Origin of the sequence: Kitasatospora sp. NPDC058046 (assembly GCF_042885595.1) — a bacterium.
GTDB lineage: Bacteria > Actinomycetota > Actinomycetes > Streptomycetales > Streptomycetaceae > Kitasatospora.
In genome coordinates this window covers 70184-86287 of sequence record NZ_JBHVRS010000022.1, presented here as the reverse complement: position 1 = coordinate 86287, position 16104 = coordinate 70184, and the positions used below count along the sequence as shown (strand labels likewise).

General features: G+C 73.6%; 11 protein-coding genes. 3 read left to right on the top strand and 8 right to left on the bottom strand.

Annotated features, from left to right (window positions below):
• Positions 1–110 precede the first annotated feature (110 nt).
• From ACFVU7_RS34585 to pdxH, 6 genes are all read right to left on the bottom strand, one after another.
• Complete coding sequence (locus tag ACFVU7_RS34585; protein WP_388049159.1) at positions 111–824, bottom strand: aminoglycoside N(3)-acetyltransferase; 714 nt, start codon at positions 822–824, stop codon at positions 111–113.
• Positions 825–985: 161 nt separating this feature from the next.
• Positions 986–3421, bottom strand: coding sequence for an FxsB family cyclophane-forming radical SAM/SPASM peptide maturase (locus ACFVU7_RS34580; protein ID WP_388049156.1), 2436 nt, complete (start codon positions 3419–3421; stop codon positions 986–988).
• Positions 3422–3491: 70 nt separating this feature from the next.
• Positions 3492–3677 (bottom strand): hypothetical protein, encoded by a 186-nt coding sequence (locus ACFVU7_RS34575; RefSeq protein ID WP_049660424.1) that lies wholly within the window; start codon positions 3675–3677, stop codon positions 3492–3494.
• A gap of 391 nt (positions 3678–4068) precedes the next feature.
• A complete protein-coding gene (gene fxsT / locus ACFVU7_RS34570; protein ID WP_074005473.1) occupies positions 4069–7962 on the bottom strand; it encodes an FxSxx-COOH system tetratricopeptide repeat protein in 3894 nt (1297 codons plus the stop codon).
• The gene (locus tag ACFVU7_RS34565; RefSeq protein ID WP_079272743.1) at positions 7962–9323 is read right to left on the bottom strand and encodes a TIR-like protein FxsC; all 1362 of its coding nucleotides are present in this window, start codon (positions 9321–9323) and stop codon (positions 7962–7964) included. The genes fxsT and ACFVU7_RS34565 overlap by 1 nt, the downstream gene beginning before the upstream one ends.
• A 128-nt stretch (positions 9324–9451) precedes the next feature.
• On the bottom strand, positions 9452–10084 hold the full coding sequence (pdxH, locus tag ACFVU7_RS34560) for a pyridoxamine 5'-phosphate oxidase (RefSeq protein WP_049656088.1): 633 nt from the start codon (positions 10082–10084) through the stop codon (positions 9452–9454).
• 438 nt (positions 10085–10522) lie between these two features.
• Between pdxH and ACFVU7_RS34555 the strand changes: the two genes are divergently transcribed.
• Positions 10523–11623 carry a citrate synthase 2 gene (locus tag ACFVU7_RS34555; RefSeq protein WP_049656080.1) on the top strand — a complete coding sequence of 367 codons (1101 nt, stop codon included), beginning with the start codon at positions 10523–10525 and terminating at the stop codon, positions 11621–11623.
• A 175-nt stretch (positions 11624–11798) separates the two neighbouring features.
• Positions 11799–12926: a phosphoserine transaminase gene (gene serC / locus ACFVU7_RS34550; RefSeq protein ID WP_049656082.1), complete on the top strand. Its 1128-nt coding sequence runs from the start codon at positions 11799–11801 to the stop codon at positions 12924–12926.
• Positions 12927–13251: 325 nt separating this feature from the next.
• Here the strand turns inward: serC and thpR are convergent, their stop codons facing one another.
• A complete protein-coding gene (thpR, locus tag ACFVU7_RS34545) occupies positions 13252–13839 on the bottom strand; it encodes an RNA 2',3'-cyclic phosphodiesterase (RefSeq protein WP_388049152.1) in 588 nt (195 codons plus the stop codon).
• Between the two features lie 46 nt (positions 13840–13885).
• Here thpR and ACFVU7_RS34540 point away from each other — a divergent pair, with 46 nt between their 5' ends.
• Positions 13886–14404, top strand: coding sequence for a GNAT family N-acetyltransferase (locus ACFVU7_RS34540; RefSeq protein ID WP_082345996.1), 519 nt, complete (start codon positions 13886–13888; stop codon positions 14402–14404).
• Between the two features lie 75 nt (positions 14405–14479).
• Here the strand turns inward: ACFVU7_RS34540 and ACFVU7_RS34535 are convergent, their stop codons facing one another.
• Positions 14480–15997 carry an MFS transporter gene (locus ACFVU7_RS34535; protein ID WP_388049149.1) on the bottom strand — a complete coding sequence of 506 codons (1518 nt, stop codon included), beginning with the start codon at positions 15995–15997 and terminating at the stop codon, positions 14480–14482.
• Positions 15998–16104: the final 107 nt, after the last annotated feature.

Sequence of the window (16104 nt, the reverse complement as noted above, 5' to 3'; positions counted from 1 at the left end):
GGCGGAGCCGGAGCGGCGACGGGGGCGGGGTGGGGCGGAGGGGTGGGTGTGGGGGCGGGGGGTGGGAAACGGCGGGGTCTCTTGTCAGCGGTAGGAACGAGGAGCGGGGTTCAGGCGCGCCCGCGCCGCAGGACGGCCTCGGCCAGGTCGACGGCCTCCCGCACCGGCACCAGCCGGCAGTCGGCGGTGCCGATGCGGGCGGTGGTGACGCCGCGGGCGGTGCGCAGGACCTCGGCGCCGAGGCGGCCGAAGTGGAGGTCGTCCAGGTCGGGGGCCCGGAAGGTGGTCCAGCCGTCCACGCCGACGCAGCGGTACTCGCGGACGGTCACGTCGGGCATGCGCAGGTCGGCGAGGTGGAAGGCGGTGAAGCGGTCCATCGGGACGCCGAGCATCAGCACCCTGGCGTCCAGGTCGTAGAGCCGTCCGAGCGGCGACTCCGGGCCGAGGTGGGAGGTGAGCGGGTGGTGGGCGGTGACCTCGTGGGCGAGCCGGCCCACGGCGGCCCAGGAGGTCTGCGGGTGCCGGCTGCGCAGGGCGCCCGGCCAGGAGCGGACGGCTTCCGACAGCGCCCCCATGGAGGGCGAGGCCGGGGTGGTGGCCGGGTCGAAGCGGGGCATCCGGGCCTGGTAGTCGGCCGCCTCCGCCGGGGAGAGACCGGCGGTGGCGGACTGGTGGATGCGGGAGGTGGCGGAGTTCTCGGGCGTGGCGGTGTAGGCGACGAGGGTGCCGTCGGGGCCCAGGGCGTCGAGCAGGGCCTCGACCACCCCGGCCGCCCCGCCGGGCACCGGTCCGAGGGAGCGCAGCGATGCCTGGACGTGCAGCACCGTGCCGGGACGGACCCCGAGGTCGGCGAGGTCGCGGACGAGGGGGTGGACGGGGGAGGCGACGGCGACGCCGCCGCCGGCGCGGGGTTCGGTGAGGATGGCGTCTCCCGGGGGGTGAGGGCCCCGGGCGGGGGAGGTCCCGGGGCGGCGCGGGTGGGAGGTCAGACCCCGGCCCGTTCCCGCCGTACCCGGTCGGCCGCCTGCTCGGCGGCGGCGGGCAGCGACAGGTCGAGCCAGGGTGCCACGGTGGCACGCATGCCGTCGGCGAAGCGCAAGCCGGTCCCGGTCAGGGCTCCGGAGGTCGCCAGCCGCTCCACGGCCTCGGCGGTGTCCCGCCGCCAGAGCGCGAACTGCTCCCGCGCCCGGTCGGCGGCCGTGCCCGGCAGTCCGTCGTACGCGAGGGTGCGGGTGCCCCAGTACTCGGTGACGGCCAGGTGGGCGTACGTGCCCTGGAGCAGCCCTTCGAGCGGCCGGGGGTCGGGCCGCCAGGGGGCGAAGTACAGGGTGGGGTCGGCGCGGTCGTACAGGTCGGTCAGGTCCAGCACCGCACCGAGTTTGACGTGCTGGAACTCGTGCGCGAGCAGCAGGGCGAGGGTCGGCGCGGTGGCGGGCCGGGCGATGCCGACGGCGCCGTACGCCTGCCGGGCCGCCGAGCTGACGTCCCGGCCGGTCGGGCCCGGCCGCAACGGGGTGACCGTCGTCAGGCCGGCCCGGATGCCTTCCGCGTACCCGGGCAGGTCGCGCCCGAGCAGCTCCCAGGCTTCGCGCAACGCGCCCGTCCAGTCGAGCAGTTCGCTCTCGGAGAGGTGGTCCGCGACGGGGTGGTCGTGGCAGTCGCGCAGCGGGTCGGCGTCCTCCAGGGCGACCGTCCAGCCGCCGGCCAGCCGGACCCGCCGCAGCGGTTCGTCCAGTTCGGTGCGCACCGTGCCGTCGGACGCCCGGACCGCGAGGCCGCCCGCCCGCCCGGTGACCACGGCCTCGCCGTCGGGTACGGCGATCCGGCCGAGCGTCGGCAGGTGCAGCCAGCCGCCGCGTACGGGCACGGCCACCGCGTCGCCCCGGCCGGCCCGCACGGCGGCCGCCGCGGCGAGCGCGGCCAGCGGGCCGAGTCCGGCCTGGAGGTCCCCGGCGAGGCGGCGGGCCGCCCAGGCGCGGGCGTACGGGTGGCCGAGGACGGCGTCCACGGCGGCGGGGGCCGCCGTGTCGAGCTCGGCCAGCAGGGTCCACGCTTCGGCCCGCCCCTGTCCGGAGGCGTCCCAGGCGGCGGCCAGCATCGCCCGGGTGAGGGCGAGTTGGGAGCGGCCGAGCGCGGCGACGGTCTCCGCGCTCCCGTATCCGCGCGCGAGTTCGTCGAGTTGCGACGGGGCGAGCGCGCCGGGCAGCAGCGGTTCGGCCTCCGGCGACGGCGCACCGGGCACACCGGGCACACCGGGCGCCCCGGCCGGCTGCGCGGGCACACCGTCGCCGGAACTCCCGCTCCCCGCAATGCCCTTGATGAACGTCATGAGATCACCGCAGTAGACGGAGGGATGGTCGAAGCTGCCTCCCCCATCGTCGCTCCGATAGCGGTGGGCGTACAGCCCGCCACCGCAGGAGCGGACCACGGAGCAGGCGCGGCAGGCCTCGCTCAGTCCGGCCAGGCCGGACTGCCGGGCGGCGATGCCGGGGTGGCGGGCGAGGTCGTCGAGGCTGTGCGCGAAAACGTTCATCCCGGTGGCGGGCGCGCCGTCGTACGCGGTCTTCAGGCTGTCGGCCTGCTCGAAGGTCCCGTCCGTCTCCAGGACGGCCAGGTCGGAGGGCTCCAGTCCGAGCGACTCGGTGAGGCTGGAGAACCCCCGCAGGGTCCGGTGCACGGACTCGAAGGTCCGTACGGCGAACGGCCGCCCGTCCGCGTCCCACAGCCCGTGGACGGTCAGCAGCCAGTCGGCGTACGGGGTGGCACCCAGCTCGGCGGGGCGCCCGGGCGGCTCGTCCCAGGTGGCGTGCGGGAGCAGGAAGTCCACGGCGGGCGGCCGGAGTTCGGCCAGCGCCCGGTACACGGCCACCGGGTCGTTCCGGACGTCCATCGTGCACAGCAGCCCGGCGAACAGGTGCCGGTACCCGGGTTCGTTCAGCAGCGCGACGGCCCGCAGCACCTGCGGGTGGCTGCTGCGTCCGTCGGCGAACCGCCGGTGGCGGTCGTTGGCGGCCTTGTCGCCGTCCAGCGAGATGCCGACCTTGATCTCCTGCTCCGCGAACAGCGCGCAGAAGTCCCGGTTCAGCAGCACGCCGTTGGTGTGGATGCGCAGGTCGAGGGCGCAGCCGGGCGGGAGTGCCGCCCGGAGCGCCTCGGCGGCGCGGCGCAAGCGGTCCGGGCCGGCGAGCAGGGGTTCTCCCCCGTGCAGGACGACCCGGACGGCGGGCAGCCGGTGGGCGGCCGCGTGCTCGCCGATGCGCTCGGCGGCCTTGGCCAGGATCCCGTCCGCGATGACCTTCGGCCGGGACCGCCAGCTGCTGTCCGCGTGTTCGTAGACGTAGCAGTGGTCGCAGGCCAGATCGCACCTGCTGTGCATCTTGACCACGAACTGTGTCAACGGCAGCGGAATCGACGTCGTCATGGAACTGTCCGGTTCGCTTCGATCGGCTCGGTCTGCTCGGCCTGGGCTCCGCCGGGAGTTCCGGGCCGGGTCAGATCGAGGAGTTGAAGGCTGCGACCGGCACGAGGCCGGAGTCCGCGCCGGGGAGCGCGCGCTGGAGCCGGGAGGCGAGCTCTTCCGCGCCGAGTGCGGCGAGGTCGGCGAGCGAGGGGCGTTCCGGCGTCTCCTGAGGGTCAGTGAGCTTGCCGGCCGGCCTGGTGCTGGTTACCGGAGTCATATTCGTTTCCTTAGGCGCGGTTAGGACCTGCCGAGGGTGGGTAAGCCCACCCGGTTGCGACCAATGTAGTGCCCGCGAAGACTCCGCGCGGCACCTTGCGGACTCACGTTGGGCTCCCCGGGCTGCCGACGTCGTACGACAGCGCTTTGGGCCCCCAGAATTCACCCGTTCAGCGGTCGCGCACTTCGCCGTGGCGCGCGCCGAAGCGCGTCGCTGTGGCCCGTGCCCGAACAACCACACGGACCAGCCCCTGGTCACACCCCGGGAGTGCCCCGGGAAGCACCGGAACAATCGCCCCGCCGGGCCAAGCATCCGGCAAGCCGGATTCATTCCCCCGGCCCGCCGAGCGCCCGGACGGCCCGCACCAGCTGCTCAACCCTGGGCGACCGGGTCACACCGGCGGCGTTTCGACGAAGATGTCCACTCGTTCGGCCGCACCTGGAGCACCGACACCACCGATCTCCTGATTTAGTGTCAGATTCCTGACTGCCGCCCGACTGTAGGGGTGGTCCGACCCCAGCGACTCCGCCAGCACTGCTGCAGCCCGTTCGCCCAACTCTCGCGCCGTGGCCGGATCGCCCGCATCCACCAGCGAGTTGGCGTGGTTCAGCATCGTCACCCCGACGTACCGGTGCCGACCGCCCAACTGCGCCCGAAGCCCCTCAAGCGCCCGTCCGGAGAGTTCCGCGGCCTCCTCCGCACGACCGCTCCGCCGCAACAGCACCGCCAGGTTTCCGGCGGCGAGCAGCGTCGTGGGGTGCTCATCCCCGAGGCGTGCACGGTGATAGCCGGACACCTCCCGCGCCAACGCGATGGCCCGGTCCGTCTCGCCCGATGCCGCGAGGTCGGCGGCCAGGTGTCCGGCGGCAGCCGCGGTCTCCGGATGGTCCGCCCCGTGGCGGACCAGTAGCCGCCGGTGCGCCTCCTCGTCAGCGGCCCGCGCCTCTTCGTACCGTCCGAGCCGCAGCAGGACCGCACCAAGGTGGCGGAGGGCCTTGAGCGTGCCGTCGTGATCCTCGCCGTAGCGGGCCCGGTAGCGCTCGACCGCATCCGTGAGCAGGGTCAGCGCCTCTTCGTACCGACCGAGTTCCCGCAGGTCGCGGGCATGGTTGACGACGGAGGAAAGGGTGTACAGGCTGTCCCCGCCGAGCACCGCACGCTGGCGGCGCAACGCCTCGGCGTGCCGAGCCAACGCACCGTGGAGGTCCCCGGCCAGGAAGTCGGAGAGCGCCAGATTGTTGATCATCATCGTGGTGCGCGGGTGCGCCGGCCCGAGGGATCGCTCGGCAGCCGCGAGCGTCCGGCGGTCGAGCTCCTGCGCCTCGCGGTAGCGGCCGAGTTGGCGAAGGTCACCACCCAGACCGCCGGCGGCCGCGATGGTCTTCAGGTGTTCCGGGCCGAGCAGGGCCGTCAGTTGCTCCCACACTGCCCGGTCGATCCGGTACGCGTCCTGTGCGGCGCCCTGGAGCCGCCGCACATTGGCCAGCTCGACCCGCAGGAACAACGTCGGCAGGCCCGCCTCGTCCCAGTGTTCCAGCGCCCGCGTCGCGAGGTCCCGCGCGGCCTCCAGCAGCCCTCGCTGCCACAGGTAGCGAACGGACCCGCGGATCCATTGCCGCACGTCCGGGTCGGCGCTCTCCACCGCTCCGGACGGGCCCAGGTGCGGCAGCAGCATGGCGAACCGCGGCCAGTCCGCGGCCTGGTCCGGGTCGCCGGCCCCGACCAGTGCCAACGCACGGTGCACGGCGGCACGGACGGACGGCCGGTCCGCCGGGTCCACCTGGTCGCGCAGCACGGCCTGGACGATCCGGTGCACCCCGAGTGTCCCGCCGCCCCTCGCGTCGTAGCGGACCATCCCGTACTGGTCGACGATCCGCAGGATGTCCCCGATCGCCAGACGCTCGTCCTCCCCCTGCGGGGGGCCGATCGCCTTGATGGCCGGCCCGCTGTAGAACAGCTCGATCGGAATCGCGTCCGGCCCGAGGAAGCCGCAGAGTTCCAGCAGCCGCACAGCCGGAGGACTGACCCGGCGCAGATCGGTACCGACGATCCGTGCCGTGGCGGCGACAGCGGCCTGGCCGCCACCGGGGATCGGTCGGTCCAGTACCTCGGTGAGTTCCTCGTCCAGCAGTTGCAGGTAGGAGGCGACCGGCATCGGCGTCTCCTGGAGCCACCGCGCCGCCTGGCCGACAGCGAGCGGCAGGTCGCCGAGCCGCTCGGCGATCCGGCCGGCGTCCAGGGGGTCGATCGCGGGGTTGAAGCGCCCCACCAGTCGCACGCTCTCCACCCGGTCGAACACCTCGACCTCGACACGGCCCGGATGCCGGGCCCAGCGCCGGTTCCGGGAGGTCACCAGCACGTGTCCGTCCGTCGTACCGGCGGGCAGCCAGGACGTCAGCTGGTCCGGATCCTCGGCGTTGTCGTAGACCAGCAGCCACCGCGCGTGCGGACGCGCGTGGGCGAGGTGGTCCAGCAGGCCCCGGGCCGCCTGCTGAACGTCCCCGTCCACAGGCAGTCCGAGCACCTCGGCGAGGTCGGCGAGCTGCTGCGGGATGTCGGCGGGCTGCTCGGCCCGGACCCACCAGACGACGTCGTACCCCGCAGCGAAGCGATGCGCGTACTCGACCGCGGTCTGCGACTTACCGACCCCGCCCATCCCGTACAGCACCTGGACGGGTGTGCCGGCGGGCCTCCCGGTGAATCCGTCACGCAACCGGTCAAGCAACACGGCGCGACCGGTGAAAGCGGGGTCACGCTGAGGAAGCGAGCACACCACCGGCCGACTGCCAGGGAAACGGACCGACGGCGCGGCCGACTCCTCGGCCTCGACCCAACGGCCTGCGCCGGGCGGCGGCCCGAGCAGTTCGAACAACCGGGACTCCGCCGATTCGGCCTGGCAGGAGGCCAGTTCGACCACCGCCCGGCTGTCGAAGGGATCCGGGAGCGGTACGGCTGCCACGGACACGGCCGCCAGCGCGCCCTCCTCCCCCTCTCCGGAGCGGCGCCACAGCTCTCCCGCCCGTGGCAGTGCCAAGTACTCCGGCGACAGCAGTGCCAGCATCCGCCCGTCCCCGTCCAAGGGCCCGTCGACCTCCGGCAGGGCGCCGGACGGCTCCGTCGGGGTCGCAGCGCTGTGCAGCGTGGCCACGTAGCCGAACCCGGTCAGCGCCGCAACGGCCCACTCGGCCCACATACGGTCCCCCGGTGCGTAACTCACGTACACCTGACGGGACCTGGTCCGCCCGGGCCGCAGGTAGGCCGCGTAGAGCCGGCGCCGGACCCGGTCCGGGACGGGTCTCAGCTCGCGCACCCGCCCGTCGGTGAGCCAGGCGGCCAGCCTCTCGTACGCGCTGAGCAGGCTGCGATGTTGGCGGGGCCGGTCGGCGACGGTCGCCGGCACCTCCTCGTAGGCGTAGAAGGGCTTGTAGGGCACCTCCACATCGCGCCAGTACGTCTCCGCCCGCTCGCCGGAGAGCCAGCGTTCCAGGTAGGGGGCGAACGCCTCCCGGACGAAGTCCCGTCCGGCGGCGAGGCCCGACCGCTCGGCCTCCTCCACCCGCATCGGCACCGGGAACACCCGAATGTCCCGCACGTCCGAGTCGGCGATGGAGTGGGCCGCGTCGACGCCGCCGCGGATGCTCTGGGCGCTCATGGTGAAGCAGTCGATCACGGTGTCGGGCATCAGCACGGTGCAGATGCCGGAGGTGTCGCTGACCCCGGTCCGACTGTCGATCAGTACGTAGTCGTACGAGCTCGTCCACTGCTCACGCAGGGCCGTCAGGAACTCCGCCCCTCGGATGTCGTTCCGGGTGTAGAAGCTGCGCCAGTTGAAGCTGGTGACGGCCGCCGAGTAGGCGCTGTCCTGCCGTCCGGCAGGCATCAGGTCGAGGCGGCCTCCGGCAGGCAGATCGAGGGCGAGGCCGCAGAGGTACCTGTCCAGGTGTCCGGGCTCGGCGAGCCACTCCCGCGGTCCGAGCCCCGGCGCTTCACCCGCGCGGGGCAGGGCCTGATCGACGTAGCCGCGCAACAGGTCGATCAGGCCGGGTGTGCCGGAGAGCTCGGGATCAATCAGCAACGGGTGGTAGTAGCGATGCAGGCCCGGGGCTTCGAGGTCCCAGTCCACCACCAGGACCCGCAGTCCCTGACTCGCCATGATCCAGCCCAGGTTGGCCAAGGCCATGGTCCGGCCGGTGCCGCCCTTGAAGGAGTAGAAGGTCACGATCGAGCCGGTCGCCGACGGAGCGGCGGCATCGTCGGCTGTCGGCGGGGTCCGGTCGGCCGGCATCACGCTGAGTCCCCTCGGCTCGGCGCCTCGTCGTCAGGCGGCGTGGCGGTAACGGGGCCCGGATGCGCCCGTGGTGCCGGCCGGGCCGGGATCGCCAGCCCGGGGAGCGCTCGCGCCCCCGGGCCGAGTCCGAACGAGGCCCGGATGGCCTCCGGATCACCGTCCTCGCCCTCGTCCACCTCGTCCAACAACCGGTTCTGCGCAACGGTCACGGTGCGCAATAACTCGCTCTCGAAACGCTCCCGGGTCACTCTCACCCGGAAGAGTGGTTCCGGCCCCGAGCGGTGCAGCCAGTTGCGCGGGAACACCGCGCGCACCCCGCCCCAGAGCCGGTCGCGGGCCGGCCCGTCCGGCGGGTCGCCGGTGCCGGCCGGCACCAGGACCCCGGTGACCGGATGGTTCTGGTCGTCGAACTCGCGCAGCGCCTCCCGGTACGGCTCCTGCCTGGCCGCCCACGGATCCACGAGCAACACACTGACCTGATTGTTCTCCCGGGCCCGGTCCAGGTCGACCGCGAGGCCCGGGCCGATCTCGTCCAGTGTGGTGATATGACCGGCCCGGGTGATCGCCCGTTGGGCCCCGACCACCAGTGAGGGGACACTCGGCGGGTGGTACGGCGCCCAGTCCCAGGGCTGCGATCCGTACCACCCGCCCCCGGGCACCCGGGCCGCCGACTCCGTCCCGTCCGGTGACGATCCGCCGCTTTCCCGCGCCCGTCCGGCCGCCACGAACAAACGGACCATCCCCGGCCGGACGGGGGACGGCTGCTCACCGGAGAGCGGGAAACAGCCCTGGACCGCGCCGAGTTCGAGCTTCGGCAGCTCGCCGAGGAACTGCCCAGCGGCCTCCCGCACGCGCTCGGCGATCTTCCTGACGATCCGCAGGTACTCCGGCCCGTACGGGTCTGCCCGCAGCAGGGACCGCAGTCCACCGGCCGCGTAGGCCTCGCCCATGTCGCGCTGGACGTACTGGATCCGCAGCACACGGGACGGCAGGCCCTCCGGCAGCGGCTCCCAGAGCACCGGGATCAGCGCCGGCACCGAGCGACCGGTCAACTCCTGGTGGCGGCACATCCTTTCGTCGAAGGCCGTCCACTCCTTGCCGCAGTACGGACTCGCGAAGTACGCCGGGGAGTACAGCGCCACCAGGGTCCGGCACGAGGCGACGTTGTCGGACAGTTGCCGTTCCCAGTCGTCGCCCACCCGCAGCCGCTCGGTGTCCCGGTAGCCGAGCCCGGCCGGGCCGACGGCGGGTTCGAGTCGGGCCAGCTCGTCCTTGAGGTCGCTGAAGAACTGGTCCACGAACGTACTGCCGGCCAGCTGGTCCCGGCGGGCGTAGCTGAAGAAGAACAACGGTTCCATCGCGCCCCCGACCACATCACCCTGGCCTGCCGACCCGCCCACGGTACCGGCGAGTTGGGGGGATGCGGGGCCGTTCGGCCCCCATCAGCTCCGCGCGGGCGCCGCGCGGAGCCTGTGGGCCGAACGGATCACGGGCAGAGCCGCTCCACCCGCCACCCCGTCGGGCTGGACGGGTCGGCGACGTAGCGGAGCCGGTCGTGCAGCCGGTTCTCCCGGCCCTGCCAGAACTCGACGCTCCGCGGGACCACCCGGTACCCGCCCCAGAACGGCGGGACGGGCACGCCCTCGCCCTCCGGGTAGCGGCGCTCCAGCTCGGCGTACCGCTGTTCGAGGACCTCCCGGCCGCCGACCGGGCTGGACTGCTCGCTGGCCCAGGCGCCCAGCTGGGAGCCGTGCGGGCGGGTGCGGAAGTAGGCCGCGGTCTCGTCCCGGCCGACCTTCTCCACCCGGCCCTGGACGATCACCTGGCGGGCCAGCGCGATCCACGGGAACAGCAGCCCGGCATGCGGGTTGGCGGCCAGCTCGGAGCCCTTGCGGGAGCCGTAGTTGGTGAAGAACACGAAGCCGCGCAGGTCGTAGCCCTTGAGCAGGACGGTGCGCGAGCTGGGCCGCCCCTCGGCGTCGGCGGTGGAGAGCACCATCGCGTTGGGTTCCACCACCCCGGCGTCGTCGGCGTCGTGGAACCAGCGGGTGAACTGGCCGATCGGCTCGGGCGCGAGCTGCTCCTCGACCAGGCCCTCGTGGCTGTAGTGCTTGCGCATCACGGTGAGGTCCGGGCCGGGGCGGGCCTCGTCGGCCAGGGTCCGGTTGGCGGGGCTCGGGGGCGTCGACTGGGCGCGATCCGGGGTCTGCACGCCAACATCATCCCGTACGACAAGCAGCGGGCACCGCTACCTCCGGACAAACCCCGGTGGGAGATCAGGTGACCCTCCACCGCTCGGCCGCCCGCCCTGCGGGGAATTGTCCGGAACCGGACGTTTGATTCCGAGGATTCCAGGGGTTCCGGGGGCGCCACGGGCCCGGCCGGCGCCTCCGACGGGGAAAGTCAATCGGGTCGACGGGAAACATCACCATGGTGGTGTATGGCGCAATGCACCCCGTGCCTGTCACCCTGGCACCGAGTGCCAAACACCATTCGGTCACTGGCGCGCCGCCCCACCACGGCGGAGCGCCGATCACAGAACTGAGGGAGCCGTCGCATGTCCGATTTCGTACCCGGGCTTGAGGGAGTCGTCGCGTTCGAGAGCGAGATCGCCGAACCCGACCGTGAGGGCGGCGCCCTGCGGTACCGCGGTGTCGACATCGACGACCTGGTGGGCAGCGTCTCCTTCGGCCACGTCTGGGGCCTGCTGGTGGACGGCAAGTTCAACCCCGGCCTGCCGGCCGCGGAGCCGTTCCCGATCCCGGTGCACTCCGGCGACATCCGGGTCGACGTGCAGTCGGCGCTCGCCATGCTCGCCCCGGTCTGGGGCCTCAAGCCGCTGCTGGACATCGACGCCGAGCAGGCCCGCGACGACCTCGCCCGGGCCGCCGTGATGGCACTCTCCTACGTCGCCCAGTCGGCCCGCGGCCAGGGCCTGCCGATGGTCCCGCAGAGCGAGATCGACAAGGCCGAGACGGTCGTCGAGCGGTTCATGATCCGCTGGCGCGGCGAGCCGGACCCGAAGCACGTCAAGGCCGTCGACGCCTACTGGACCTCCGCCGCCGAGCACGGCATGAACGCCTCCACCTTCACCGCCCGGGTCATCGCCTCCACCGGCGCCGACGTCGCGGCCGCGCTCTCCGGCGCGGTCGGCGCGATGTCCGGCCCGCTGCACGGCGGCGCGCCGTCCCGCGTGCTCGGCATGATCGAGGAGATCGAGCGCACCGGCGACGCCACCGCCTGGGTCAAGAACGCCCTGGACAAGGGCGAGCGCCTGATGGGCTTCGGCCACCGCGTCTACCGCGCCGAGGACCCGCGCGCCCGGGTGCTGCGCCGCACCGCCAAGGAGCTCGGCGCGCCGCGCTTCGAGGTCGCCGAGGCGCTGGAGAAGGCCGCGCTGGAGGAGCTGCACAACCGCCGCCCCGACCGCGTGCTGGCCACCAACGTCGAGTTCTGGGCCGCCATCATGCTGGACTTCGCCGAGGTCCCGGCGCACATGTTCACCTCGATGTTCACCTGCGCCCGGACGGCCGGCTGGTCGGCGCACATCCTGGAGCAGAAGCGCACGGGCCGGCTCGTGCGCCCCTCCGCGCGCTACATCGGCCCCGGCCCGCGCCGCCCCGAGGAGATCGAGGGCTGGGACGCCATCGCCCGCTGACCCCCCGGTCGGCGAATACCGGACGAGCGTCCGGTCAGTGCCCCTGAGCAGCGGGTCCGGCTCCGGCCGGGCCCGCTGCCGCACGTTTCCGGGCGGCTCCCCGAGCAGCCGTGACCGCGGTCTCAGCGGGCGGACGGCCGTACCCCGCCGGGCCCCCGGCCGGTAGGCTGCGCGCGTGGCTCAGATCCAGATCCCCGCTGACATCAAGCCCGCAGACGGCCGTTTCGGCTGCGGACCGTCCAAGGTGCGCCCCGAGGCCCTGAGTGCCCTCGCCGCCACCCAGACCTCCCTGCTCGGCACCTCGCACCGCCAGGCCCCGGTCAAGAACGTGGTCAAGCGCGTGCGCGAGGGCGTGAGCAGCCTGTTCTCGCTGCCGGACGGCTACCAGGTCGTCCTCGGCAACGGCGGCTCCACCGCCTTCTGGGACATCGCCGCCTTCGGCCTGGTGCGGGAGAAGTCCCAGCACCTGGACTTCGGCGAGTTCTCCTCGAAGTTCGCCTCCTCGGTCAAGGCCGCGCCGTGGCTCGGCGAGCCGACCGTGATCAAGACCGCCCCGGGCACCCACCCGCTGCCGGTCGCCGAGGCCGGCGTGGACGTCTACGGGCTCACCCACAACGAGACCTCGACCGGCGTCGCGATGCCGATCGCGCGCCCGGCCGGCGCCGACGAGGGCTCGCTGGTCCTGGTGGACGCCACCTCGGGCGCCGGCGGCCTGCCGGTGGACATCACCGAGACGGACGTCTACTACTTCGCCCCGCAGAAGTCCTTCGCCTCCGAGGGCGGCCTGTGGCTGGCCACCTTCTCCCCGGCCGCCCTGGAGCGCGCCGCCGAGATCGCCGCCTCCGGCCGCTACATCCCGCCGTTCTTCTCGCTGCCGACGGCCATCGACAACTCGTCGAAGGACCAGACGTACAACACCCCGTCGCTCTCCACCCTCTTCCTGCTGGCCGACCAGCTGGAGTGGCTGAACGGCAACGGCGGGCTGGACTGGGCGGTCGCCCGCACCGCCGACTCCTCGTCCCGGCTGTACTCCTGGGCCGAGAAGTCCCCGTTCGCCACCCCCTTCGTGGCGAACCCGGCCGAGCGCTCCCAGGTGGTCGGCACCATCGACTTCGACGAGTCGGTGGACGCCGCCGCGGTCGCCAAGGCACTGCGTGCCAACGGCATCGTGGACACCGAGCCGTACCGCAAGCTGGGCCGCAACCAGCTGCGCATCGCGATGTTCCCGGCGATCGACCCGGCGGACGTCGAGGCGCTCACCCACTGCGTCGACTACGTGGTCGAGCAGCTCGCGCAGGTCTGACCCGGTCCCCCGAGGACACGGCCGAGGGCCACCGCCGACGGGCGGTGGCCCTCTCGCCGTTCCCGGGGTGCTGGGGCGTGTCTGTGCCCGGACGGGCCTCCGGCAGGCTCAGGCAGCCCTCGGACGGGCCTCAGGCAGGCCTCAGCGGCCGACCAGCGAGCTGATCAGCACGACGACCAGCATCAGCACCAGGGTGCCGGAGACGATGCGCATACGAGTCTTGGGATCCACGGTCAACGAGCGTACCTCCGGCTCACCCCGGACTCCGCCGGGCCCCTGCCCCACCGCCCCCACGGCCCGCCCCGCGGTGCTCAGCCCTCAGCCCTCAGCCCCAGTCGGCCAGCGCCCAGGTGCGCAGCGTCACGTAGCGCGCGGAGCCGCCGCCCGGGTCACTGTGCACCAGGTGCAGCTCGGCGGCCTCCCACTCCGGCCCCCGGTAGTCGGCCAGCGCCGCCACCAGGCCGTCCAGCTCGGCCGCCGCGACCCGCCGCACGGCCCGCCGGTGCCCGCGCGAGGAGCCCGCCCGGGCGAGGGTGAGGTGCGGGTGGAAGGCGAAGTCGTCGGTCGCCCCGGTGACCTCGGCGGTGGCCTCCGTGACGGCCTCGGCCAGCCGGCGCAGCGCCCAGGCCTGGCCCTCGACCCCGGCCCAGAGCACCCGGTCGCCGAACCGCCCCGCGCCCGCGATCCGCAGCCGGTGCACCGGGTTGACCTCGGCGACGGCGGCCAGGCCCGCCGCCAGCTCCGGCAGCCGCTCGGCGGCCACCTCGCCCAGGAAGGCCAGGGTCAGGTGCCGGCCCTCGGCGCCGGTCCAGCGCAGCCGCTCCGCCCCCGGCAGCTCCCGCAGCGGCGCGACCGCGTCCGCGAGCCCCTGCAGCGCCTCGGTCGTCGGCAGCACCGCCACGAACAACCTCATGGATCAATCTTCCCGCGCCCGGCCGTCTGGGGTAGAACGGTCTTCCATGAAGATCCGCAACGGGGGGTCCGCGGACGTCCCCGACATCCTGTCCCTGCTCGACGGCGCCGTCTCCTGGCTGACCGCCCAGGGCCGTACCGGCCAGTGGGGCGACCAGCCGTTCAGCACCAACCAGGCCCGGATCGACCAGGTCTCCTCGTACGCCGAGGAGCCGTTCCTGATCCGCCTCGCCGTGGACGAGGACGGCCGTACGGTCGGCTGCTGCGTGGTCTCCGAGGACCGCGGCCGGTGGATCCCCGCCGTGGACGAGCGCGAGCTGTACGTCCGCAACCTGGTCACCGACCGCACCCGCAAGGGCTCCGGCATCGGCGCCGCGCTGATCGCCGACGCGATCGAGGAGGCCCGCCGGCGCGGCATCGGCCTGCTCCGGGTGGACTGCTACGGCGGCGCCGACCGCAAGCTGGTCGGGCTCTACCGGGCGCTCGGCTTCACCGAGACCGTGACGTTCGAGGTCGAGCAGCCGCACGGCCTCTGGCCCGGCCAGGTGCTGGAGATCCGGCTCTGACCCGTCCGCCCCTGAACCGTCCGGGCTCCTGAACCATCCGGGCCCCCGGGGCACTCCCGGGGGCCTGACGCGGCATCAGCAGGCAGCCGCCAGCTCCGACTTGCTCGCCGCACCGGTCCGCGGCACGAAGGCCACCACCCGGCCGCCGCGGCCCGGGTGCAGGTCGAACCGCACCCGCAGGTCCGCGCTGCGGGCCAGCACCAGGCCGACCGCGCCGGCCGCCGCCGCGGACACCAGTCCGCAGGCCAGCAGGCCGAGCCGGGGCCCGTACGAGGCGGTCACCCAGCCGACGACCGGGGCGCCGATCGGCGTGCCGCCGGTGAAGACCAGCACCAGCAGGCCCATCACCCGGCCGCGCATCTCGGGGTCGGTGGACAACTGCAGCATGGAGTTGACGGAGGTGTTGAAGCTCAGCCCGAACACCCCGATGAGCATCAGCAGCAGCGCGAAGGTCCAGTAGTCGGGCGCGAACGCGGCGACCACCTCCAGCGCTCCGAAGGCCAGCGCCGCGCCGACCAGCCGGCGCAGCCGCGGCACGCCCCGGCGGGCGGCGAGCAGCGCACCCGCCAGCGAGCCGATCGCCATCGCGGTGTTCAGCAGGCCGTACTGGCCGGCGCCCACCTTGAAGGTGTCGTACGCGAAACCGGAGAGCAGCGTCGGGAAGTTGAAGCCGAAGGTGCCGATGAACCCGGCCAGCACCATCGGCCAGAGCAGCTCGGGCCGCTCCTTGACGTACCGCAGGCCCTCGCGCAACTGCCCCTTCTCGCGGGCGATCGGCGCGGTCGGGCGCAGTTCGGACTCCCGCATCGCGAGCAGCCCGCCGATCACTGCGGCGAAGGACAGCGCGTTGACGGCGAACGCCCAGCCGCTGCCGACCGCGGCGATCAGCAGGCCCGCGACGGCGGGGCCGACCAGCCGGGCGGTCTGGAAGTTGGCGGCGTTCAGGCTGACGGCGTTGGCCAGGTCCTTCGGTCCGACCATCTCGGAGACGAAGGCCTGCCGGGTCGGGTTGTCCACCACGGTGACCAGGCCGAGCAGCAGCGCGAAGGCGTACACGTAGTACGGCGTCACCACGCCGCCGACGGTCAGCACCGCGAGGCCGGCGGCCAGCAGGCCCATCGCGCCCTGGGTGTAGATCAGCAGCCGGCGCTTGGGCATCCGGTCGGCGAGCACGCCGCCGAACAGTCCGAGCAGCAGCATCGGCAGGAACTGCATGGCGGTGGTGATGCCGACCGCGAGCGGGCTGCCGGTGAGGCTCAGCACCAGCCAGTCCTGGGCGATGCGCTGCATCCAGGTGCCGGTGTTGGACACCACCTGGCCGGCGAAGTAGTAGCGGTAGTTGCGAACGCGAAGGGAGGAGAACATCCCCCCGGGCCTCGTGAAGCGGGCGCCTGTGGGAGATGTGGCCGATCGGGATCGGCCGGGAGCGGCGGGGTCCGCCGCGGTGCGTTCGTCGGGGTCGTCGTCGCCGTTGCCGGGCAGTCCCGTGGGGGCGGGTGCCTGGGCTTCGGCGGCCGCGGCACTGGCCGCGGCGGGGTCGGTGGTGGGCTCGTCGATGCGGATGGCGGCGCTGGCTGCGGCCGTCGGTGTCACGTTGGTCTCCCCTCGCGGCGGGGGGGGGGCGGCGGGGGGGGGGGGGGGGCCGGGGGGGGGGGGGGGGGGTTGGGGGGTGGGGGGGGGGGGGTGTGGCGGGGGGCGCG